This is a genomic window from Streptomyces sp. NBC_01622 (genome assembly GCF_045209635.1).
GTDB lineage: Bacteria > Actinomycetota > Actinomycetes > Streptomycetales > Streptomycetaceae > Streptomyces.
The window spans coordinates 7222970-7244202 of the sequence record NZ_CP109293.1; the positions used below are offsets into that span (position 1 = coordinate 7222970).

At 70.0% G+C, this 21233-nt stretch carries 15 protein-coding genes and 3 pseudogenes; 13 read left to right on the forward strand and 5 right to left on the reverse strand.

What is annotated here, in order from left to right; translation table 11 throughout:
- Positions 1-70 precede the first annotated feature (70 nt).
- From iolC to OH768_RS33370, 10 genes and pseudogenes are all read left to right on the forward strand, one after another.
- Positions 71-1021, forward strand: a complete 951-nt coding sequence (gene iolC / locus OH768_RS33325) for a 5-dehydro-2-deoxygluconokinase (protein ID WP_406459664.1) — start codon at positions 71-73, stop codon at positions 1019-1021.
- Entirely contained in the window at positions 1018-2055 is a 1038-nt protein-coding gene (locus OH768_RS33330) for a deoxyribose-phosphate aldolase (RefSeq protein ID WP_406459665.1), read from the forward strand. The genes iolC and OH768_RS33330 overlap by 4 nt, the downstream gene beginning before the upstream one ends.
- Before the next feature lie 22 nt (positions 2056-2077).
- Positions 2078-2275, forward strand: a pseudogene (locus OH768_RS33335) (5-deoxy-glucuronate isomerase); the annotation flags it as partial.
- 137 nt (positions 2276-2412) lie between these two features.
- A pseudogene (iolD, locus tag OH768_RS33340) lies at positions 2413-4328 on the forward strand (3D-(3,5/4)-trihydroxycyclohexane-1,2-dione acylhydrolase (decyclizing)).
- A gap of 14 nt (positions 4329-4342) precedes the next feature.
- Positions 4343-5845 carry a CoA-acylating methylmalonate-semialdehyde dehydrogenase gene (mmsA, locus tag OH768_RS33345; RefSeq protein ID WP_406459666.1) on the forward strand — a complete coding sequence of 501 codons (1503 nt, stop codon included), beginning with the start codon at positions 4343-4345 and terminating at the stop codon, positions 5843-5845.
- Between the two features lie 207 nt (positions 5846-6052).
- Positions 6053-7453, forward strand: coding sequence for an APC family permease (locus tag OH768_RS33350; protein ID WP_406459667.1), 1401 nt, complete (start codon positions 6053-6055; stop codon positions 7451-7453).
- Positions 7454-7625: 172 nt separating this feature from the next.
- Entirely contained in the window at positions 7626-10388 is a 2763-nt protein-coding gene (locus OH768_RS33355; RefSeq protein ID WP_406459668.1) for an alpha/beta fold hydrolase, read from the forward strand.
- Complete coding sequence (locus OH768_RS33360) at positions 10385-11248, forward strand: ABC transporter permease (protein ID WP_406459669.1); 864 nt, start codon at positions 10385-10387, stop codon at positions 11246-11248. The genes OH768_RS33355 and OH768_RS33360 overlap by 4 nt, the downstream gene beginning before the upstream one ends.
- Before the next feature lie 147 nt (positions 11249-11395).
- The gene (locus tag OH768_RS33365; protein WP_406459670.1) at positions 11396-12964 is read left to right on the forward strand and encodes a von Willebrand factor type A domain-containing protein; all 1569 of its coding nucleotides are present in this window, start codon (positions 11396-11398) and stop codon (positions 12962-12964) included.
- Between the two features lie 107 nt (positions 12965-13071).
- On the forward strand, positions 13072-14991 hold the full coding sequence (locus tag OH768_RS33370; protein WP_406459671.1) for an AMP-dependent synthetase/ligase: 1920 nt from the start codon (positions 13072-13074) through the stop codon (positions 14989-14991).
- A 62-nt stretch (positions 14992-15053) separates the two neighbouring features.
- Here OH768_RS33370 and OH768_RS33375 read toward each other — a convergent pair whose 3' ends face one another.
- Positions 15054-15461, reverse strand: coding sequence for a rodlin (locus tag OH768_RS33375; RefSeq protein ID WP_406459672.1), 408 nt, complete (start codon positions 15459-15461; stop codon positions 15054-15056).
- A 253-nt stretch (positions 15462-15714) separates the two neighbouring features.
- Positions 15715-16125, reverse strand: coding sequence for a rodlin (locus tag OH768_RS33380; protein WP_406459673.1), 411 nt, complete (start codon positions 16123-16125; stop codon positions 15715-15717).
- Positions 16126-16645: 520 nt separating this feature from the next.
- On the opposite strand from OH768_RS33380, the gene OH768_RS33385 reads away from it, so the two are divergent.
- A complete protein-coding gene (locus tag OH768_RS33385; protein ID WP_406465549.1) occupies positions 16646-16873 on the forward strand; it encodes a chaplin in 228 nt (75 codons plus the stop codon).
- A 106-nt stretch (positions 16874-16979) separates the two neighbouring features.
- A complete protein-coding gene (locus OH768_RS33390; protein ID WP_406459674.1) occupies positions 16980-17600 on the forward strand; it encodes a chaplin family protein in 621 nt (206 codons plus the stop codon).
- A gap of 537 nt (positions 17601-18137) precedes the next feature.
- On the opposite strand, the gene OH768_RS33395 is transcribed toward OH768_RS33390, so the two are convergent.
- Both OH768_RS33395 and OH768_RS33400 read right to left on the reverse strand, forming a co-directional pair.
- Positions 18138-18287: a hypothetical protein gene (locus OH768_RS33395; protein WP_406459675.1), complete on the reverse strand. Its 150-nt coding sequence runs from the start codon at positions 18285-18287 to the stop codon at positions 18138-18140.
- A 533-nt stretch (positions 18288-18820) separates the two neighbouring features.
- Positions 18821-19288, reverse strand: a pseudogene (locus OH768_RS33400) (hypothetical protein); the annotation flags it as partial.
- Here OH768_RS33400 and OH768_RS33405 point away from each other — a divergent pair.
- A complete protein-coding gene (locus OH768_RS33405; RefSeq protein WP_406459676.1) occupies positions 19248-19388 on the forward strand; it encodes a DUF397 domain-containing protein in 141 nt (46 codons plus the stop codon). The pseudogene OH768_RS33400 and the gene OH768_RS33405 overlap by 41 nt on opposite strands.
- A gap of 124 nt (positions 19389-19512) precedes the next feature.
- Here the strand turns inward: OH768_RS33405 and OH768_RS33410 are convergent, their stop codons facing one another.
- Complete coding sequence (locus OH768_RS33410; RefSeq protein WP_406459677.1) at positions 19513-20946, reverse strand: SH3 domain-containing protein; 1434 nt, start codon at positions 20944-20946, stop codon at positions 19513-19515.
- Between the last annotated feature and the right edge of the window lie 287 nt (positions 20947-21233).

Consider the following 21233-nt stretch of genomic DNA (forward strand, 5'->3'; position numbering starts at 1 on the left):
GGACAAAACATTGACAGGGCTCGGGCCACGGGACTAGAAACCGGGGAGAGCCGAAATAAAGGGGAAGTCGATGGCGTACGACCTGATCACCATGGGGCGGCTAGGGGTGGACCTCTATCCGCTGCAGACGGGCGTGCCGCTGCCCCAGGTGACGACCTTCGGGAAGTTCCTCGGCGGCTCGGCGGCGAACGTCGCCGTAGCCGCCGCCCGGCTGGGTCGCGAGACGGCCGTGATCACGCGCACCGGCGACGACCCCTTCGGCACCTATCTGCACGAGGCGCTGCGCGACTTCGGCGTCGACGACCGCTGGGTCACCCCGGTACCCGGCCTGCCGACCCCGGTCACCTTCTGCGAGATCTTTCCGCCGGACGACTTCCCGCTGTACTTCTACCGGCACCCCAAGGCTCCGGACCTGGAGATCGACGCCCACGAGCTCGACCTGGACGCGATCCACGAGGCCCGGATCTTCTGGATCACCGGCACGGGCCTGAGCGAGGAGCCCAGCCGTACGGCCACGCTCGCGGCGCTCGCGCACCGCGCCAAGTCCGGTACGACGGTCTTCGACCTCGACTGGCGGCCGATGTTCTGGAAGGACCCGAGCGAGGCCCGCCCCTTCTACGAGGAGGCCCTGCGCCACACCACCGTCGCCGTCGGCAACCTCGACGAGGTGGAGGTCGCCACCGGCGTGCGCGAGCCGCACGCCGCCGCCCGCGCGCTGCTGGACGCCGGTGTCGAACTCGCCGTCGTCAAGCAGGGCCCCAAGGGTGTCCTCGCGGTCAACCGGGACGGCGAGTCGGCCGAGGTGCCCCCGCTGCCCGTGAACGTGCTCAACGGACTCGGCGCCGGTGACGCCTTCGGCGGCTCGCTCTGCCACGGTCTGCTGGCCGGCTGGGACCTGGAGAAGATCATGCGGCACGCCAACGCGGCCGGGGCGATCGTCGCCTCGCGCCTGGAGTGCTCGTCCGCGATGCCGACGGTCGCCGAGGTCGAGGGCGCGATCGCGGCCGGAGCGGTGCTGTGAGGGCCGGCCGTGTGGCGGGCGCCGAGCACGAACGCGAAGGCGGGGACGGAAACAGGGACGGGGACGGCGTGACGCACGCGCATGTGGACCACGAGGGCGACGACGGTCTCTCCGGTCACGACACGGGCCACGGCGCAGGCGCGGGCACCGGCCCACGCGTGGACATCTCCGAACTCGTCCGCGTCCGCGCCCGCCACCCCGAGGCGATTGCCGAGGCCGCCGCCCGGCGCGTTCGTCGGCCGCTGCTCAACGACGCCGGCCGGCTGATGATCGTCGCCGCCGACCACCCGGCCCGCGGCGCCCTCGGCGTCGGCGACCGCAAGTTCGCCATGGCCAACCGTGCCGAACTGCTCGAACGCCTCTGCCTGGCGCTGTCCCGGCCGGGCGTCGACGGTGTTCTCGCGACCGCCGACATCCTGGACGACCTGCTCCTCCTCGGCGCCCTCGACGGCAAGGTCGTCATGGGCTCGATGAACCGCGGCGGCCTCCAGGGTGCCCGCTTCGAGCTCGACGACCGGTTCACCGGCCACCGCGCCGAGGACATCGAGCGGCTCCGCTTCGACGCGGGCAAGCTGCTGCTGCGCATCGACTACGACGACCCGGGCTCCCTCACCACCCTGGAGTCCACCGCCCGCGCCATCGACGACATGGCCGCGCGCCGACTTCCCCTGTTCGTCGAGCCGTTCATCAGCCGCCGCACGGACGAGGGCAGGCTGAAGAACGATCTCTCCGCCGAGGCCGTCATCAAGTCCATCGCCATCTCCTCGGGCCTGGGCGGCACTTCGGCCTACACCTGGCTCAAGCTCCCGGTCACCGAGAACCCGGACGACATGGCCCAGGTCATGGAGACCTCGACGCTGCCCGCGGTCCTCCTCGGCGGTGAAGTCGGCGACGACCAGGACGGCGCCTACGAGAAGTGGCGCGGTGCCCTCCAACTCCCCACTGTGCGGGGCCTGGTGGTCGGCCGTTCGCTGCTCTATCCGCCGGACGGAGATGTGGCCGCCGCCGTCGACACCGCCGTAGGGCTGCTGTGAGGGCCGGCTTATGACGGGCGCCGGTGACGGGGAGCGGATCGTGCTTCCGCTCAGCGGTGGATGTACCGTGCGAATTACGGATCAAAAGGTCCAACTCCCGGGCGGGGAAAGCGTGTTCGCCCGGGCACAGAACGCCTCCGGCGCGGGAGGCCGCTTCGCCCTGGCAGGAGCGAAGTGCGAGCGACGACTCCCCGCTCGCTACGGCCCCGCGCCGGAGGTCTCCAACACGGCTGATCACCCTGCGTGTCGGAGCATGCGCACTGAGGTTCCCGGCCTCGGGCATCGAGTCGGACGGGGTCGCGGAGCCGTACCGGAGTTGCGGATCAGCTTGCACCCGGACCACACGGAGGAACACCGATGACCTCAACGACGAGGCTCACGGTCGCACAGGCGCTCGTACGCTTCCTGTCCGCCCAGTACACCGAACGCGACGGCGTACGGCGGCGGTTGATCAGTGCGACCTGGGGCATCTTCGGCCACGGCAACGTGGCCGGGCTCGGCCAGGCGCTCATCGAGTACGCCACCGTGCCCGCCGGGGAGACACCCCCCGCGTCACCGGTCATGCCGTACCACCAGGGCCGTAACGAACAGTCCATGGTGCACGCGGCAGTTGGCTACGCGCGGCAGTCGAACCGGCTGTCCGCGCACGCCGTCACGACCTCCATCGGCCCCGGCGCCACCAACCTCGTCACCGGCGCCGCGCTCGCCACGATCAACCACCTCCCGGTTCTGCTCCTCCCCGGCGACACCTTCGCCACCCGGGTCGCCGACCCGGTGCTCCAGCAGCTCGAAGTCCCGTACGCGGGCGATGTGTCGGTCAACGACTGCCTGCGCCCGGTGTCGAGGTACTTCGACCGGATCACCCGCCCGGAAGCGCTGGTCCCCGCCGCCCTGAACGCCATGCGTGTGCTCACCGACCCCGTCGAGACCGGGGCCGTGACTCTCGCTCTCCCGCAGGACGTTCAGGCCGAGGCGCACGACTGGCCGGACGAGTTCTTCGCCGAACGCACCTGGTACGTAAGGCGACCGGCCGCCGACCCGGCCGAACTCGCCGCTGCCGTAAGGGCGATCCGGGCCGCCAAGCGCCCGCTGATCGTCGCGGGCGGCGGAGTCCACCACAGCCGGGCCGAGACCGCCCTCGCGGAGTTCGCCGCCGCCACCGGCATCCCGGTCGCCTCCACCCAGGCCGGCAAGGGCTCCCTGAACCACGACCACCCACAGGACGTCGGCGGCATCGGCCACACCGGCACCGCGACCGCCGACGAACTCGCCCGCCTGGCCGACCTGGTGATCGGCGTCGGCACCCGCTACACCGACTTCACCACCGCCTCCCACACCCTCTTCGAACGCCCCGGCGTCCGCTTCCTCAACCTCAACATCGCCCCGTACGACGGCCACAAGCTCGCCGGACAGCCGCTGATCGCCGACGCCCGCGGCGGACTGGCGGCACTGGCAAAGAAGTTGGACCGCCACGGCCACCGGGTCGACGCGTCGTACATCGCCGAGTACCGCGAGGACAAGGAGCGTTGGGAACAGCGCGTCGACGCCTGCTACGAGGCCGACGAGCCCGACGTACGCCCCACACAGCCCCAAGTCCTGGGCGCGCTGGACGAGATCGTCGACGAGTCGGACATCCTCATCAACGCGGCCGGCTCGCTCCCCGGCGATCTGCACAAGCTGTGGCGGACGCGGTCGTGCGACCAGTACCACCTGGAGTACGGCTACTCCTGCATGGGCTACGAGATCCCGGCCGCGATCGGCGTGAAGCTGGCCGCGCCGGACCGGCCGGTGTGGGCGCTGGTCGGCGACGGCACGTATCTGATGATGCCGACGGAGATCGTGACCGCCGTACAAGAGGGCATCGCGATCAAGGTGCTGCTGATACAGAACCACGGGTACGCGTCCATAGGCGGCCTGTCGGAGTCGGTGGGCGCCGAGCGGTTCGGCACCGCCTACCGCCACCGGGCCGACGACGGCACCTACACCGGCGCCCCGCTGCCCGTCGACCTCGCCGCCAACGCGGCAGCCTCGGGATGCGCGTGCTGCGCGCGAAGACCGTCCGTGACCTGCGTACGGCGCTCGCCGAGGCGCGGGCCGCGGACACTCCCACTTGTGTCTACGTGGAGACCGAAACCGCAGACACTGTGTCGGGCGCGCCTCCGGCGCAGGCCTGGTGGGATGTTCCTGTGGCCGAGACCGCGGCCCGATCGTCCGCGGTCAAGGCACGTGAGCTGTACGAACGGCACGTCACCACCCGACGCCGCCATCTGTGAAGGAGCAACTGGGCATGACGAAGATCGTCAACCACTGGATCGGCGGCAAGACCGTCGAAGGCGCGTCGGGGAACTACGGGCCGGTCACCGACCCGGCGACCGGCGCGGTCACCACGAAGGTCGCGTTCGCGTCGGTCGAGGAGGTCGACGCGGCCGTCGCCGCCGCCAAGGACGCCTACGCGACCTGGGGCACGTCCTCGCTCGCCAGGCGGACCACGATCCTCTTCAAGTTCCGGGCGCTGCTGGAGGCCAACCGGGACGCCATCGCCGAGCTGATCACCGCCGAGCACGGCAAGGTGCACAGCGACGCGCTGGGCGAGGTCGCGCGCGGCCTGGAGATCGTCGACCTGGCCTGCGGGATCACCGTGCAGCTCAAGGGCGAACTCTCCACCGAGGTCGCCAGCCGTGTCGACGTGGCGTCGATCCGCCAGCCGCTGGGCGTCGTGGCCGGCATCACGCCGTTCAACTTCCCCGCCATGGTGCCGATGTGGATGTTCCCGATCGCCATCGCGACCGGCAACACCTTCGTGCTCAAGCCGTCCGAGAAGGACCCGTCGGCGTCCCTGAAGATCGCCGAACTGCTCGCCGAGGCAGGCCTGCCCGACGGTGTCTTCAACGTCCTCCACGGCGACAAGGTGGCCGTGGACCGCCTCCTGGAGCACCCGGACGTCAAGGCGGTCTCCTTCGTCGGCTCGACGCCGATCGCCCGCTACATCCACACCACGGCCTCCGCGAACGGCAAGCGCGTCCAGGCCCTGGGCGGCGCCAAGAACCACATGCTGGTCCTCCCGGACGCCGACCTCGACGCGGCGGCGGACGCGGCCGTGTCCGCCGCCTACGGCTCGGCGGGCGAGCGCTGCATGGCCATCTCCGCGGTGGTCGCGGTCGGCTCGATCGGCGACGAGCTGGTGGAGAAGATCCGCGAGCGCGCCGAGAAGATCAAGATCGGCCCCGGCAACGACCCGACGAGCGAGATGGGCCCGCTGATCACCGCCGTCCACCGCGACAAGGTGGCGTCCTACGTCACGGGCGCGGCGGCCGAGGGCGCGGAGGTCGTCCTGGACGGCACCGGCTACACGGTCGAGGGCTTCGAGGACGGCCACTGGATCGGCATCTCCCTCCTCGACAGGGTGCCGACCACCGCGAAGGCGTACACGGACGAGATCTTCGGCCCGGTCCTCTGCGTCCTGCGCGTCGACACCTACGACGAGGGCGTGGCCCTCATCAACAGCTCCCCCTTCGGCAACGGCACCGCGATCTTCACCCGCGACGGCGGCGCCGCCCGCCGCTTCCAGCTGGAGATCGAGGCCGGCATGGTCGGCGTCAACGTCCCGATCCCGGTCCCCGTCGGCTACCACAGCTTCGGCGGCTGGAAGGACTCCCTCTTCGGGGACCACCACATCTACGGCAACGACGGCACGCACTTCTACACCCGCGGCAAGGTCGTCACCACCCGCTGGCCCGACCCGGCCGACGCCCCCACCGGCGTCGACCTCGGCTTCCCGCGCAACCACTGAGCAGTCCTGAGCAACGCCGAACGGGGCCGTCCGCATCGCGGACGGCCCCATTTTTTCGCTACGACGGCTGCGGTTCCCGTAGGGAGTCGAATCGGTGCCGACACTGCCTTAGGCGGCTGATTACGGAACTCTACGCAGTCCGGATCAACGAATTCCGTAGGCGAACACCCATTGACGTGATGGTTTCCGTCAATGTTCCATCAGCGCGTGACCGACACCCTCCCCACCGCCGAAGCCGCCGTCTCCGAGGCGACGTCGGACAGCCCCCAGCGCCCACGGCAGCTCAAGCGATCCATCGGCATCGTCGGTGGCACGCTCCTGACGCTCTCGTGCGTGACGCCGGCCTCCACGCTCTTCGTGATCGTCCCCGACCTGTTCGGCTCGCTCGGCACCGCGACCGCCCTCACGATCGCGATCGGCTCGGTCCTCTGCATCGCCGTCGCGTTCTGCTACTCGGAGCTGGGCACCCTCATCCCCAGCGCGGGCGGCGAGTACGCCATGGTGTCGACGCTGGCGGGCCGCCTGGCGGGCTGGCTGGTCTTCGTCCTGTCCCTCCTGGTCGTGATGATCGTCCCGCCGGTGATAGCGATGGGCACGGCGGACTACCTGACCCCGATCGTCCACCTGAACCCGTCGATGACCGGCGCGGGCGTGATGCTCCTGGCCACGCTGGCGGGCCTGTTGGACTTGAGGGCCAACGCGTGGATCACGGGCATCTTCCTGGTCCTGGAGGTCATAGCGGCAGGAGTGGTGGCGCTGCTCGGCTTCACGCACAGCCACCGGGGCCTGGGCAGCCTGACCTCGATGCAGGTCGCCGGCACGGGCGGCCACACGGACACGGTGACGGCGATGCTGGTGGTCTCCGGCCTGGCGATCGCCCTCTTCGTGACCCAGGGCTTCTCGACGGCGGTCTACCTCTCCGAGGAACTGGAGAACCCGCGCCGCAACGTGGCCCGCACGGTCCTCGCCACCCTCGCGATCTCCACGGTGATCATCCTGGTCCCGGTGGTCGCCATCACAGTGGGCGCGTCCGACCTCTCGGAGCTGACCGGCGGCGACATCAGCAGCATGGTCACCGCTTGGTCCAACTCGGCGGTCGGCACCTTCGTCAGCCTCTGCGTCGCCCTCGCGATCATCAACGCGGGCATCGTCATGGTCATCCAGAACTCCCGCGTCCTCTTCGCCTCCGCCCGGGACAAGGCCTGGCCCACCCCGGTCAACACGGTCTTCGCCAAACTCGGCCGCTTCGGCTCCCCCTGGGTGGCCACCCTCGCCGTGGGCGTCCCCGGAGCAGTCCTCTGCTTCGTGAACCTGGACACCCTCTACGGCGTGACAGGCGTCTCGGTGACCGGCATGTACCTGCTGGTAGCGGTAGCCGCCCTGCTGTCCCGCCGGGGCCAACACAGGCACACACACGCGTGGCGCATGCCCCTGTGGCCCGCAATGCCGATCCTGCTGATCGCGGTCCTGGCGTACATCCTCACCCAACAGGAGACGAGCTACCTGCTGTGGACGGGAGGGATAGTGGCGGCGGCAACTCTGTACTGGGCGCTCTATCTCCGCCCCCGCAAGGACACTCGCTGGCTGGTGTCGATACCGGACGACTAGAGGTCTTTCAGGGGCGCGGGGAACTGCGCGACCAGCCCCCACGCACCCGCACCCGGCGATCCACATAAGCCTCCCGAGCTAGAAGCCGTACACCAGGCGCGGTACACCCCTCACCCCCGGTTCACCCCAGGGTCTGCCCCAACTGTCAGAGACGCCCCGTACCGTTGACGACATGGATCTTCGCTCACCGCTACGACGCCCACGGCAGTGGCTCGCCGCCACGGCCGCCGTAGCCGTGCTCGCCGCCGCCGGCACCTGGACGGCCGTAGCCTCCGACAAACCGCCGGAGGTACACCGCGCCGACCGCGTGATGGCCGTGGACGGCGTGAAACTCGACACCTCTTACTTCACGGCCGGAGGGACCGACGCCCGCCGCCCCGCCGTCCTCCTGGCCCACGGCTTCGGCGGCAGCAAGGACGACGTACGGAAAGAGGCCGAGGACCTGGCCGGAGACGGGTACGCCGTCCTCACCTGGTCCGCGCGCGGCTTCGGCAAGTCGACCGGCAAGATCGGCCTGAACGACCCGGACGGCGAGGTCAAGGACGTCTCCAAGCTGGTCGACTGGCTGGCGAAGCAGCCGGACGTCCAGCTCGACAAGCCCGGCGACCCGCGCGTGGGCGTGGCGGGCGGTTCCTACGGCGGAGCGATCTCCCTGCTCGCCGCCGGTTACGACGACCGCGTGGACGCCATCGCCCCGGCGATCACCTACTGGAACCTCGCCGACGCCCTGTTCCCGAACGGCGTCTTCAAGAAGCTCTGGGCGAGCATCTTCATCAACTCCGGTGGCGGCTGCGCCAATTTCGAGCCCCAGTTGTGCGCGATGTACGACCGGGTCGCCGAGGCGGGCAAGCCCGACGCTGCGGCGCGCGCCCTCCTGGAGGCCCGCTCCCCGTCCGCCGTCGCCTCGCACATCAACGTGCCGACCCTCCTGCTCCAGGGCCAGACCGACTCCCTCTTCCCGCTCGGCCAGGCCGACGCCGCCGCGAAGGCGATCCGCGCCAACGGCGCCCCCGTGGACGTCGACTGGATCGCGGGCGGCCATGACGGCGGCGACATGGAGACGAGCCGCGTCCAGGCACGCGTGACCTCGTGGTTCGACCGGTACCTGAAGGACGACAAGAACACCGACACCGGCCCGGCCTTCCGCGTCACCCGCACCGGAGGCGTCGACTCCACCGACGGCGCCGCCCAGCTGCGCGGCGCGAGCGGCAGCGTCTACCCCGGCCTGGAGAAGGACCCGCGCGCGTTCGCCCTGACCGGCCGCCGCGAGCAGAGCTTCACCAACCCGGCCGGCGCCAGCCCGCCCGCGATCTCCGCTCTGCCCGGCCTCGGCAGCACCGGCGGCCTCTCGCAGCTGTCCTCCCTGGGCATCGGAGTCTCCCTCGACTTCCCCGGCCAGTACGCGGCGTTCGCCTCCAAGCCCCTCACCCAGGGCCTCCGCATCACCGGATCGCCCACGGTCACCGTCCACGTCAAGTCGACGAGCGACGACGCCGTCCTCTTCGGCAAGGTCTACGACGTGGGCCCGGGAGGCACCCAACAGGTGCTCCCCTCCCAGCTGGTGACCCCCCTCAGGGTCGAGGGCGCCAAGGCGGGCAAGGACGTCACGATCACCCTCCCGGCCATCGACTACGACGTCCAGAGCGGCCACCACCTGCGCCTGGTCCTCGCCTCGACGGACCTCGCATACTCCTCCCCGACGGCCCCGGCGACGTACACCGTCACCCTGAAGAGCGACCTCAAGGTGCCGACGGCCCCCGGCGTCACGACCGCTGCGGCGACACTGCCGTCGTGGGTGTGGTGGCTGCCGCTGGCCGGCGCGGTGTTCGCGCTGCTGCTGACCGGACGCCGTCGCACCGCCACTACACCCACTGACCCCGAGCTGGCCGAAGTCCCACTCCAGATCACCGACTTGAGCAAGAGGTACGCGAAGTCGGCGGACCGGTACGCGGTACGGGACCTGTCCTTCCGCGTCGAGAAGGGCCAGGTGCTCGGCCTGCTGGGTCCGAACGGCGCGGGCAAGACGACCACCCTGCGCATGCTGATGGGCCTGATCAGACCGGACGACGGCGAGATCAGGGTCTTCGGCCACGCGATCCGCCCGGGCGCCCCGGTGCTGTCCCGGGTCGGCGCCTTCGTCGAGGGCGCGGGCTTCCTCCCGCACCTCTCCGGCCGCGAGAACCTGGAGCTGTACTGGCAGGCGACGGGACGGCCCCCGGAGGACGCCCACCTGGAGGAGGCCCTGGAGATCGCGGGCCTCGGCGACGCGCTCGCCCGCGCGGTGCGCACCTACTCCCAGGGCATGCGCCAGCGCCTCGCCATCGCCCAGGCCATGCTCGGCCTCCCCGACCTCCTCATCCTCGACGAACCGACCAACGGCCTCGACCCGCCGCAGATCCGCGAGATGCGCGAGGTGATGATCCGCTACGCGGAGGCCGGCCGCACGGTCATAGTCTCCAGCCACCTCCTCGCGGAGGTCGAGCAGTCCTGCACCGACCTCGTGGTCATGGACCGCGGCCGGCTCATCCAGGCAGGCCCGGTCGCCGAGATCATCGGCTCCGGAGACACCCTGCTTGTCGGCCTGGCCGCCGACATCCCCGACCCGCTGGTGGAGAAGGTCGCGGCCCTCCCGGACGTGGAGTCGGTGACACGCGCGGAGGGCGGCCTGCTGGTGCGACTGGCACCCGGCGACAGTCCGGTACCCGAGGATCGCCTGGTGGCTGCCAACTCCCCGGCGCAGGGCGCGAACACGGCCACCACCGAGGCCTCCGGCACCGCACTCGACGCGCCGGTGTCCCCGCCTTCCACCCAGGGCTCCGCCACCGCCGCCCGACTCCTCGTCGAACTCGTACGACTCGAAGTCCCCGTCTCCTCCGTCGGCCCGCACCGCCGCCTGGAAGACGCCTTCCTCACCCTGATCGGAGGTTCCGCATGAGCACGCTCGCCGAGCCCGCAGAGGTGGCCTCCGGCTACCGAGCGGGCCGCACACTGCCCCTCCGGGTCGAGCTGGTCCGGCAGTTGAAACGGCGCCGCACCCTGGTCATGGGCGGCATCCTCGCCGCGCTGCCCTTCGTCCTGATAGCCGCCTTCGCGATCGGCGGCACCCCGGGCGAGCGCAACGGCCAGGTGACCCTGATGGACACGGCCACCGCGTCCGGCGCCAACTTCGCCGCGGTGAACCTGTTCGTGTCGGCGGGCTTCCTGCTGGTCGTCCCGGTCGCCCTGTTCTGCGGGGATACGGTCGCCTCGGAGGCCAGCTGGTCGTCCCTGCGCTATCTGCTGGCGGCACCCGTGCCCCGGGCCCGCCTCCTGTGGTCCAAGCTGGTCGTCGGCCTGAGCCTCAGCCTCGGCGCGATGGTCCTGCTCCCGCTCGTCGCCCTGGCCGTCGGCACCGCCGCCTACGGCTGGGGCCCACTGGAGCTGCCCACCGGCGGCGCGATCGGCTCGGGCACCGCCGCCCAACGCCTACTGGTGGTCGTAGCGTTCATCTTCGTCTCCCAACTGGTCACCGCCGGGCTCGCGTTCTGGCTCTCGACGAAGACCGACGCACCCCTGGGCGCGGTCGGCGGCGCGGTCGGCCTGACCATCGTCGGCAACGTCCTGGACGCCGTCACGGCCCTCGGCCACTGGCGCGACTTCCTGCCCGCCCACTGGCAGTTCGCCTGGGCGGACGCCGTACAGCCCCATCCGGAGTGGTCCGGCATGATCCAGGGCGCGGCGGTCTCCGTTACGTACGCCATCGTGCTGTTCGCCCTGGCCTTCCGGGGTTTCGCCCGCAAGGACATCGTGTCCTAGGTCACCGGAGGATCTCCCACCGGTCTCGACGGGCCTTGATCGCGACCCCTTCGAGACGCTTCCGCAACTCCCCGTAGCGCACGTTCCCGTCCCGTCCGCCGTCACAGTCGCAGAAGCCGACGTCAACGGACCGAGGGGGCACGGGAGATGGACACCGACCGAACACGACCGGCGCAGGAGTGCGCCCGCCACCGCACCCGGCACCTGCGCGCCACCCTGCTCGCCCTCACCGCCGCGGGCGGCCTGCTGCTCACCGGCTGCGGCGCGGGCGAGGGCAGCCACTCCAATACCTCGGACGCGGCCAACCGGACCGGCTTCCCGGCCCCGGCCCCCGCCACCACCTCCGGCGGTGACAACAGCAGCGAACAGGACGGCGAACAGACAAGCACCCCCGCCGACAAGATCGCCCCGTCCCCCGACTACCTCTCCACCTTCGTCCTCGACGTCGACACGGCCTCCTACGGCTACGCCCGGCGCATCCTCGCCGACGGACAGCTGCCCGACCCGTCGACGATCCGCCCCGAGGAGTTCGTCAACAGCTTCCGGCAGGACTACGAGCGCCCCGACGGCAACGGCTTCACGGTCACCGTCGACGGCGCCCGCACCGACAGCGCCAACTGGTCCCTGATCCGCGTCGGCCTCGCCACCCGCACTACCGACGACAACGCCGAACGCCCGCCCGCCGCCCTCACGTTCGTCATCGACGTCTCCGGCTCCATGGCCGAGACGGGCCGTCTGGACCTCGCCAAGAAGTCCCTCGACGAGATGACGGACCGGCTGCGCGACGACGACTCGGTCGCGCTCGTCACCTTCAGCGACGAGGCCGAGACCGTTCTCCCGATGACCCGCCTCGACGGCCACCGCGGCAAAGTCCACCACGCCATCGACGAGTTGGAGACCCAGTCCTCGACCAACCTCGGCGCCGGCGTCGAGACCGGCTACGCCACCGCCACCGAGGGCCTGCGCGAGGGCGCCACCAACCGGGTCGTCCTCATCTCCGACGGCCTCGCCAACACCGGTGACACCAACGCCGATTCGATCCTGGAACGCATCTCGAACGAGCGCCGCGACCACGGCATCACCCTCTTCGGCGTCGGAGTCGGCAGCGACTACGGCGACGCCCTGATGGAGAAGCTCGCCGACAAGGGCGACGGCCACACCGCGTACGTCTCGGACGACGCCGACGCCCGCAAGGTCTTCGTCGATCAACTCCCGCAGAACATCGACCTCACCGCCCGCGACGCCAAGGCCCAGGTCGCCTTCGACCCCGAGACGGTCGCGCAGTTCCGTCTCATCGGCTACGAGGACCGCAAGGTCGCCGACGACGACTTCCGCAACGACAACGTCGACGGCGGCGAGATCGGCCCCGGCCACACCGTGACCGCCCTCTACGCCGTCCGCACCAGGCCCGGCGCCGACGGCCACCTCGCCACGGCCAGCGTCCGCTGGCTCGACCCCGACACCCGCGCCCCGCACGAGGAATCGGGCCAGCTGGAGACCGACGCCCTGCACGACTCCCTGTCCAGTGCCTCGCCCCGTTTCCAAGTCACCGCCGTGGCCGCCTACTTCGCCGACTCGCTCCGCTCCGGCGACCTGCCCGGCGACCCCGGCCTCGGCGAACTCGCCGACCGCGCCCACGCGTTGGCGAAGAAGACGGAGGACAAGGACGTACGGCAACTCGCCGAGGCGATCGACGAGGCGAGCCGGATGGACTGAACCCGACCGAACCCGGACTCGACCCCACCGGCCCCATTGACCTTCCCCTACTTGCGAGTAAGTTGACGGCCCAGTCACCGTCTCACCGCCGACCGGGAGCAGCCGACATGGGCGTACGCAAGGACCTGAAGCGGGCGCGGCAACGCACCGACCTGGCGGCCCGCACCCGGGTCGAACTCACCAGGGACGAGCGGGGCGTCGTACGAGAGGCGAGCACGCTGCCGCTCGCGCCGAGCCCGACGACCGGCAGCACCGCCGACCTCCCGTTCATCAACGCGGCGGAGGCACCCGACACCGTGGTCCTCCGCCGCGAGCAGGGCGGCAGCTGGCAGCCCGTCACCGCCGCCGCCTTCGCCCGTGAAGTCACCGCCACCGCAAAGGGGTTGATAGCCGCCGGCCTCGAACCGGGCGGCCGGGTCGCGGTGATGTCCCGCACCCGCTACGAGTGGACGGTCCTCGACTTCGCGATCTGGACGGCCGGCGGCCGGACCGTGCCGATCTACGCGACCTCGTCCGCCGAGCAAGTGGAGTGGATCGTAAGGGACTCGGGCACCCGCTTCGTCGTCACGGAGAACGCCGAGAACACCGACACGGTCATGACGGGCACCGCCCGCCACCCCCAACACCCGCGCATCTGGCAGCTGGACGCGGGAGCCGTCGCCGAACTCGCCACCCTGGGCCGGGACATCACAGACGAGGAGGTCACCAAGCGCCGTACCGCTCTCACCCCCGACACGGTCGCGACGATCTGCTACACCTCCGGCACCACCGGCCGCCCCAAGGGCTGTGTCCTCACCCACGCCAACCTGCACGCCGAGGCCGCCAACACGGTCGAACTGCTGCACCCCCTCTTCACCGAGGTCACCGGCCAGGTCGCATCGACACTCCTCTTCCTCCCGCTCGCGCACATCATGGGCCGCACCCTGCAGATCGCCTGTCTGATGGCCCGCATCGAGATCGGCCACTGCCCGAGCATCAAGCCCGACGAACTCCGCCCGGCGCTAAGGGAGTTCAGGCCCACGTTCCTGGTCGGGGTGCCGTACCTCTTCGAGAAGATCCACGACACCGGCCGCGCGACCGCCGAACGGATGGGCCGCGCCGCCTCCTTCGACCGCGCCGACCGCGTCGCGGTCCGCTTCGGCAAGGCGTACCTCGACAAGTTCCTCGGCACCGGCAAGGGCCCGAGCCCCGCCCTGTACGCCGCGTGGGCCCTCTACGACCTGCTGGTCTACCGCCGTATCCGCAGCGAACTCGGCGGCCGTATGCGGTATGCCATCAGCGGCGGCTCCCCGCTCGACCGCGACCTCAACCTCTTCTTCGCCGCGGCCGGAATCATCGTCTACGAGGGCTACGGCCTCACCGAGACGACGGCTGCCGCCACTGTCGTCCCGCCCCTGCGGCCCCGCCCCGGCACGGTCGGCCTCCCGGTGCCCGGCACCACGATCCGCATCGCCGACGACGGCGAGGTGCTGATCAAGGGCGGGGTGGTCTTCGGCGCGTACTGGAACAACCCGGCGGCCACCGACGCCGTACTGACGGACGAGTGGTTCGCGACCGGGGACCTCGGCGCGCTCGACGAGGACGGCTATCTCACCATCACCGGCCGCAAGAAGGACATCCTCGTCACCAACGGCGGCAAGAACGTCTCGCCGGCCGTCCTGGAGGACCGGCTGCGCAGCCGCGCCCCGGTCGGCCAGTGCCTGGTCGTCGGCGACAACCGGCCCTTCGTCGCCGCTCTGATCACCCTCGACCCCGAGGCGATCGCCCACTGGCTGTCCGTCCGCAAGCTGCCCGCGGACACCCCGATGTCCACGGTCGTACGGGATCCGCGCATCCGTGCCGACGTGCAGAAGGCCGTCGACTACACCAACGAGGCCGTCTCGCGCGCCGAGTCGATCCGCGCGTTCGCACTGGTCGAGGGCGAGTTCAGCGAGGAGAACGGGCTGCTGACCCCGTCCCTGAAGGTCAAGCGTCACGCGGTGCAGGCGGCTTACATGGACGAGATCGAGGCCCTGTACCGGCGCTGACGTACGACAAAACGGCGGGCCACCGGAGGACCGGTGACCCGCCGCGGCGGAACGGGGACGGATCAGCCGTTGCCCGTGCCGTTGGCCGACAGGGCCGAGATGTCGTCCAGGATGTGCGAGAGGGGTTCGTCGCCCTTGGCCTGGGTCGAGTTCTCGACGCACTGCTGGTTCTGCGGCGCGGACAGGACCGGGATGTCCTGGACCGTGACCGGCACGACGCCGACGATTGAGCCGGCGTTGAGCTTGGCGGGCAGTCCCACGCAGGGCTTGTTCAGGGAGCCCTGGACCAGCGAGAGCTGCGGGCTCATGTCGCCGAAGGTGGCCGAGTTGCCGAAGTCCTGCGAAGCACCGGTGCCGCTGGTGGAGGTCGTGCCGGTGTCGTTGCCGATGGCGAGGGCCTGCGGGGCGGCCGTAGCCGTGATGCCGGCGACCGAAGCGGCGATCGCAGCGGTTGCCCACAGCTTCTTCATGTTCATTCCCTTTCGAAAAGGCGGACTCCGGGGAGGAGATGCGTGATTGTCAACGCCGCGATCCGGATGGGGGTTGCGGGCTTTGCCCCGTCTGGCGGAGCGTATGCGGACGGGAAGGAACACGTCGCTGCGCCCCTCACAGACAGGCCGACGCGATCCGCGTCCGTCATGCGCGGGTGTCAAGCGAGCGGGCCGCCGAGAGATCGGCGACCCGCTGGCGAGAGCCCGCGAAAGGGGCCCGACGCGTCCTGTCTCAGTGGTTGTTCGTGCCGTTGCCCGACAGGGCCGAGACGTCGTCCAGGATGTGCGACAGCGGCTCGTCGCCCTTGGCCTGGGTCGAGTTCTCGACGCACTGCTGGTTCTGCGGCGCGGACAGGACCGGGATGTCCTGGACCGAGACCGGCACGACGCCGACCAGCGAACCCAGGTTGGCCTTGGCAGGCAGGCCGATGCAGGGCTTGTTGAACGAACCCTGGATGAGCGCCATCTGGGGGCTCATGGTGCCGTACGTGGCAGAGTTGCCGAACGTCTGCGAAGCACCGGTGCCGCTGGTGGAGGTCGTGCCGGTGTCGTTGCCGATGGCCAGCGCCTGGGGCGCGGCGGTGGCGGAGGCGCCTACGACGGAAGCGGCGACCGCGGCGGTAGCCAGTACCTTCTTGATCACTTGCTGTTCCTTTCTGGGAAAACCCCGTCCACCGGAGCGTCTTGCTCAACTGCCCTGGGCCCGGTTGGTTCCTTCGGTTCACTCCGTCGGCCCATACAGGAAAGGTGCCGGAACACGCCTCAAGGCTCTGTCATTCCACCCCCGTCCGGGTCTTGAGCGGTCCGACCGGGTGAATTGCCGAAACCAAAGCCTCTGCCTGTGGTTGATACGAGAGCGGGAACGTGTTTCTTTGGCGGGAAGTGTGACTGGAGTACCAGGCGCACCGGTCCGATCAGTAGAAATGATTAACCGTGAAGCGAGCCGGTGGACCCGGGCTCAGGTGAACCGCTTCCCCGTTGGCGAAGGCTCGATGCCGATGCTGCCGGGGCGTTCGGGTGAATTCCCCGGCGGTTCGCATTTCGCAGTTTCCCGGATGTCTATTCTTCGTTTTACAACCGCCGGTCATGGTGCGAGCCGATTCAAGCTGTGCTCGCTCGGGTTCATCCGCCACAGGGGCATGACCGGAGAGAAGGGAAAGTTCATGAAGAAGAGCGCTGCAGTCGTCGCTGGCGCAATCATGGCCCTGGGCGTGGCTGCTCCGGCCTTCGCCGACGCCGGCGCCACCGGTTCCGCCGTCGGTTCTCCGGGCGTCCTGTCCGGCAACGTGGTCCAGGTCCCCGTGCACATTCCCGTCAACCTGTGCGGCAACACCGTCGATGTCCTCGCCTTGCTGAACCCGGCGTTCGGCTCCGCGTGCGCCAACAACTGACGGTGTAACGCCGGCCGCCCCGCTGCGTCACGGCCGGCCTTGGACACCACTTCTCACGTTCCACGGCCGGCTTTTCCCACTTGTTCAAGCAGGAAGAACAACGAGATTGCGACAGAACCTGAGTAGAGGAGTGGTCGCGGCCGCCGCCGCGACGAGCGTTCTCTCCCTGTGCGGCAGCCCTGCGCTGGCCGACTCGAACGCGGGCGGTGCCACCAACGGCTCGCCTGGTGTGCTTTCCGGCAACACCGTGCAGGTACCGATCCACGTACCGGTCAACGCCTGTGGCAACACCGTGAATGTCATCGCCCTGCTGAACCCCGCTTTCGGCAACTCCTGTGCCGACCAGTCGAATTCGGTCAGACAAGTCCCGCAGGAAGTCCCAAGGCCAAGGGGCTCCAGCGACACCAGTTCCACGGCGAGGCCCAGGTTGCCCGTGCAGACGTCTCCGTCGGAGGTCGCCAGGCACACCCCGGCCGTTGGTCGCACTCCGGCTCACCGGTTGCCCGCGCCCGCCGACCAGTCGCGGCACAACGCGGCCTCCCAGGGGCTGCGGTCCGAGCCTTCCGCTCAGCCGCAATGGCGGCCGGGCCCCGTCCCCATGGGCACCCGGCCCAGCCTGGCGCAGACCGGCAGCGAGGCCATGCTGGCGACCTCGGGCGTCAGTGCCGCGCTGCTCGCGGGCGGGCTGATCCTTTACCGGCGAGGCCGAGCCGCGCACCGTCGGTGACCCACCGGGTCGGATGCCTGATCCCGGATCCACCGGCTCGCTTGACGGTTGATCATTTCTGGTGATCGGGTCGGTGTTTCCGGCTGTGGGACGACAGGGCCCGAGACCTGTGAACACGCGGGAATGCTGGCCAGACCAAGCGGCCTGGGCCTCGAAGGCGTCCCGTGAGGGTCGGTGTTCGGGCAGGTGGGGGGAGCCGCCTGGCCGAACGGGCCGGCCGGGCGGGCACGTTGATCAGGTGGTCGCGGATGGTCGGGCAGGTGGCCTTGGTGTGGAAGGTGCCGGCGAGGGGTTCCGCAGGCGCGGGTGAGGTTGGAGACCGGCGCGGTCGGCGCCGGCCAGGTGGAGTTCGTCTGGAAGCATCCCGAGAGCGTGCGTGAAGGGGCCGTTCTTCGACTCCGTGATCACCTGTTCCACGATCGCGTGTCGCCGGTGGTCGGCCTCGGCGTCCACCAGCGGCAGGCGGGTTCGGGGAAAGCTCCGTGGTAGTGCCAGGTGGTGAACAGCTCGCCCTGCCCCCGGGCAGGGCCGCCGGGTTCAGGCGCAGGACGTGCGCACGGTCAACCGTGCGGTGTGCTGCTCCTTCGGCTTGGCGGCGTGCAGTTGCTTGAGGTGCCCGTGGGTGAAGGACCGCAGGAAGCTGCCCGGCGTGGACGGTGACGGCACCCCGATGAACAGGCCCTTCATCGCTCCGTGCCGCAGCCGGTGCCGTTCCTCGAAACCGGCAATCGCACCCGCTCGGCGACCGGGCCGGAAAGCCCGCACCGCTCGGCCAGGCGCACCAGCGGAGCCAGCCCGCCGTACGCGATCAGATTCGGATCATCGAACCATGCGGAGACCCTCGCCCCGGCGTGGGAAGACTGTATTTCGGAAGTGCCCTCGTGATCGTGCGTGCTGGAAGCCTGAAGAACTCCCATCATCGCAGACCACAGGGCACTTCTTCGTTCTCGGTAACATCACGGCCGCACCTGAACCCGTGGATCCGGGCTCAGCGGTCTCATCCGTGCTCGCGAACCTGTTCATGCACTACGCGTTTGATATGTGGCTGGAGAGGGAGTTCCCCACCGTCACGTTCGAGCGTTACGCCGATGACCAGGACGGGAAACACCAGAGCTCTTATGAGCACACGGAGTTCACCTTCCTCGGGTACACGTTCCGGGCGCGTAAGTCGCAGGACGAGCGGGGCAGGCGGTTCTTGCCCTTCGAGCCTGCGATCAGCAAGGACGCCTTGAAGAGGCCCCGCGCAGGCACTTGCCGTCCACCGCGATCGCCCGGCGCCTGACGCGCAACGGATCGGCCTGAGCAGCAGCCTGGTGGGCCCGACGTTGTTCGCGCTCTCGGCCGCCATCAGGCATCAGAGGCGCGGGAATGGCGCGCTCGTCGGGGAGCAGGGACTTCAGGTAGGTGAACCCGGCCGTGCTGAGCTCAGCCGGATCGAGGCGTCCCAGCCCGCTGCGCAGGGTCTTCTCACCCGGCACCCGGTAGCGGCCCAGGAGCGGGTGGTGGGGTACGCCGAAGGCGGTCGGTTCCCCGGGTGTCGCACGCCGGCACCACTCCGCTGCCGCGGTGATCGAGTCGTGGCCCGCGGGCGTCATTGCGCTGACCAGCAGGGCCGGCAGGGAGGAGAGCCGGTAGCGCACCAGTCTGGTGATAGTCGTCGAAGTAGCCGGCAGGGTCCCCGGCGTCATTCCGGTCCGGGACAGCAAGTTGCCTGGCGGGGAGGTGCTGTTGATCGGGTCGGCCACCTGGACGGAGTTCATCGGAGCCCTGGGGTCCGCCCGCTTCTGACACCGGCACCGCTGAAAAACGGTCCGTGCCACCCGCCGGACAGGCAGGTGGCACGGACCGTTCTAGGGGAAGAACGCGCGGTCAGGAACCGGGTCGATCTGGGGGCCGGGCTTCTCGCCCGGGATCAGGCCGGCTGGCAGACCGATGTGACGGTGACGGTCGCGTCATCGGTGCCAGTGTTGTGGACAGTGACGGTCCAGGACGTACCCGGGGAGCTCGTCAGCGTCTGAACCTGGCCCGTCCCCGTCAGCTGGGTATCCCCGCCGCTGACGGCAGTGAACGCCCCCAGGGTGGTGCAGGACGGTCCGCTCAGCGTCGCCGTGGCGCCGGCGAGAACGGTCTGGGGAACCGAGGTCAGCAACTGCGTTTGCGTGGTGCCAGACGGTCCGGTGGGGCCGGTGGCGCCGTCGGCGCCGTCGAGCCCGGTGAGGCCCTGCGGTCCGGTCGGTCCGGTCGCACCGTCAGTGCCGTTGAGCCCGTTGAGCCCGTTGTTTCCGTTGTTCCCGGTGAGACCCTGCGGTCCGGTCGGTCCGGTCGCACCGTCAGTGCCGTTGAGCCCGTTGTTTCCGTTGTTCCCGTTGAGGCCCTGGGGGCCGGTCGGACCCGTCGCACCCGTCACACCGTCGAGCCCGTCGAGCCCGTCGAGCCCGGTGAGGCCCTGCGGTCCGGTCGGGCCGGTGTCGCCGGTCAGGCCGGTCGGACCCGTCGCACCGGTCGCACCGTCGAGCCCGGTGAGGCCCTGCGGTCCGGTCGGTCCGGTCGCACCGTCAGTGCCGTTGAGCCCATTGTTTCCGTTGTTCCCGGTGAGACCCTGCGGTCCGGTCGGTCCGGTCGCACCGTCAGTGCCGTTGAGCCCATTGTTTCCGTTGTTCCCGTTGAGGCCCTGGGGGCCCGTCGCACCCGTCGCACCCGTCACACCGTCGAGCCCGTCGAGCCCGTCGAGCCCGGTGAGGCCCTGCGGTCCGGTCGGGCCGGTGTCGCCGGTCAGGCCGGTCGGACCCGTCGCACCGGTCGCACCGTCGAGCCCGGTGAGGCCCTGCGGTCCGGTCGGGCCGGTGTCGCCGGTCAGGCCGGTCGGACCCGTCGCACCCGTCACACCGTCGAGCCCGGTCAGACCCTGCGGTCCGGTCGGACCCGTCGCACCCGTCGCACCCGTCACACCGTCGAGCCCGTCGAGCCCGTCGAGCCCGGTGAGGCCCTGCGGTCCGGTCGGGCCGGTCGGACCCGTCACACCGTCGAGCCCGTCGAGCCCGTCGAGCCCGTCGAGCCCGTCGAGACCGTGCGGGCCGGTCGGGCCGGTTGGGCCGAGCGGACCCGTCGGCCTGTCAATCGAGTCGCAGAACGGCACACCGGTCGCAGCGACCCAGCGTGCGGTCACCCAGCCGGCGCGGCCCGCCAGCTTGTACCAGATGTTGTTCCCGTCCACGGAAGCGCCCGTGTCCCGGCACAGGATGCTGATGTGCGCCCGGAACGGGAACGAGCCCAGGATCGCCGAGTTGGTCGTCGGCCGCTCACGGATATTGACGCCGATCCTCGCGGTGACCGTCCCCGTCACCACCGCCCGAAGGTTTTCGTGATGCGTTTTCACCCCCGCCCGCTGAGTGATTCGACCCGCCTGCGAGGCGGCGGCCTGAGCCTGCGCCCGGCCCTCGACGGACTGCGTCTGCGCCGAAACAGGGCCGCACAGGCCCCAGGTCAGGCCCAGACTCACCGCCCCGAGAACCAGTGACGAGACGCCTCTGGTCTTAACAGCCCCATGCACCAAAACCCACCATGCCTTTCCTGACGAAATTGCGAGGGATGTGGTGGGGACAGCAGACTGCATATGACGCTCACAAACCAGAC

Bases quoted from the DNA above. Each gene is read 5' to 3' on its own strand.
- OH768_RS33355 (WP_406459668.1), top strand. From the start codon at position 7,626: ATGGATCTTCGCTCACCGCTACGACGCCCACGGCAGTGGCTCGCCGCC.
- OH768_RS33370 (WP_406459671.1), top strand. From the start codon at position 13,072: ATGGGCGTACGCAAGGACCTGAAGCGGGCGCGGCAACGCACCGACCTG.
- OH768_RS33360 (WP_406459669.1), top strand. From the start codon at position 10,385: ATGAGCACGCTCGCCGAGCCCGCAGAGGTGGCCTCCGGCTACCGAGCG.
- OH768_RS33395 (WP_406459675.1), bottom strand. From the start codon at position 18,287: ATGAAGGGCCTGTTCATCGGGGTGCCGTCACCGTCCACGCCGGGCAGC.
- OH768_RS33365 (WP_406459670.1), top strand. From the start codon at position 11,396: ATGGACACCGACCGAACACGACCGGCGCAGGAGTGCGCCCGCCACCGC.
- OH768_RS33385 (WP_406465549.1), top strand. From the start codon at position 16,646: ATGAAGAAGAGCGCTGCAGTCGTCGCTGGCGCAATCATGGCCCTGGGC.
- OH768_RS33375 (WP_406459672.1), bottom strand. From the start codon at position 15,461: ATGAAGAAGCTGTGGGCAACCGCTGCGATCGCCGCTTCGGTCGCCGGC.
- mmsA (WP_406459666.1), top strand. From the start codon at position 4,343: ATGACGAAGATCGTCAACCACTGGATCGGCGGCAAGACCGTCGAAGGC.
- iolC (WP_406459664.1), top strand. From the start codon at position 71: ATGGCGTACGACCTGATCACCATGGGGCGGCTAGGGGTGGACCTCTAT.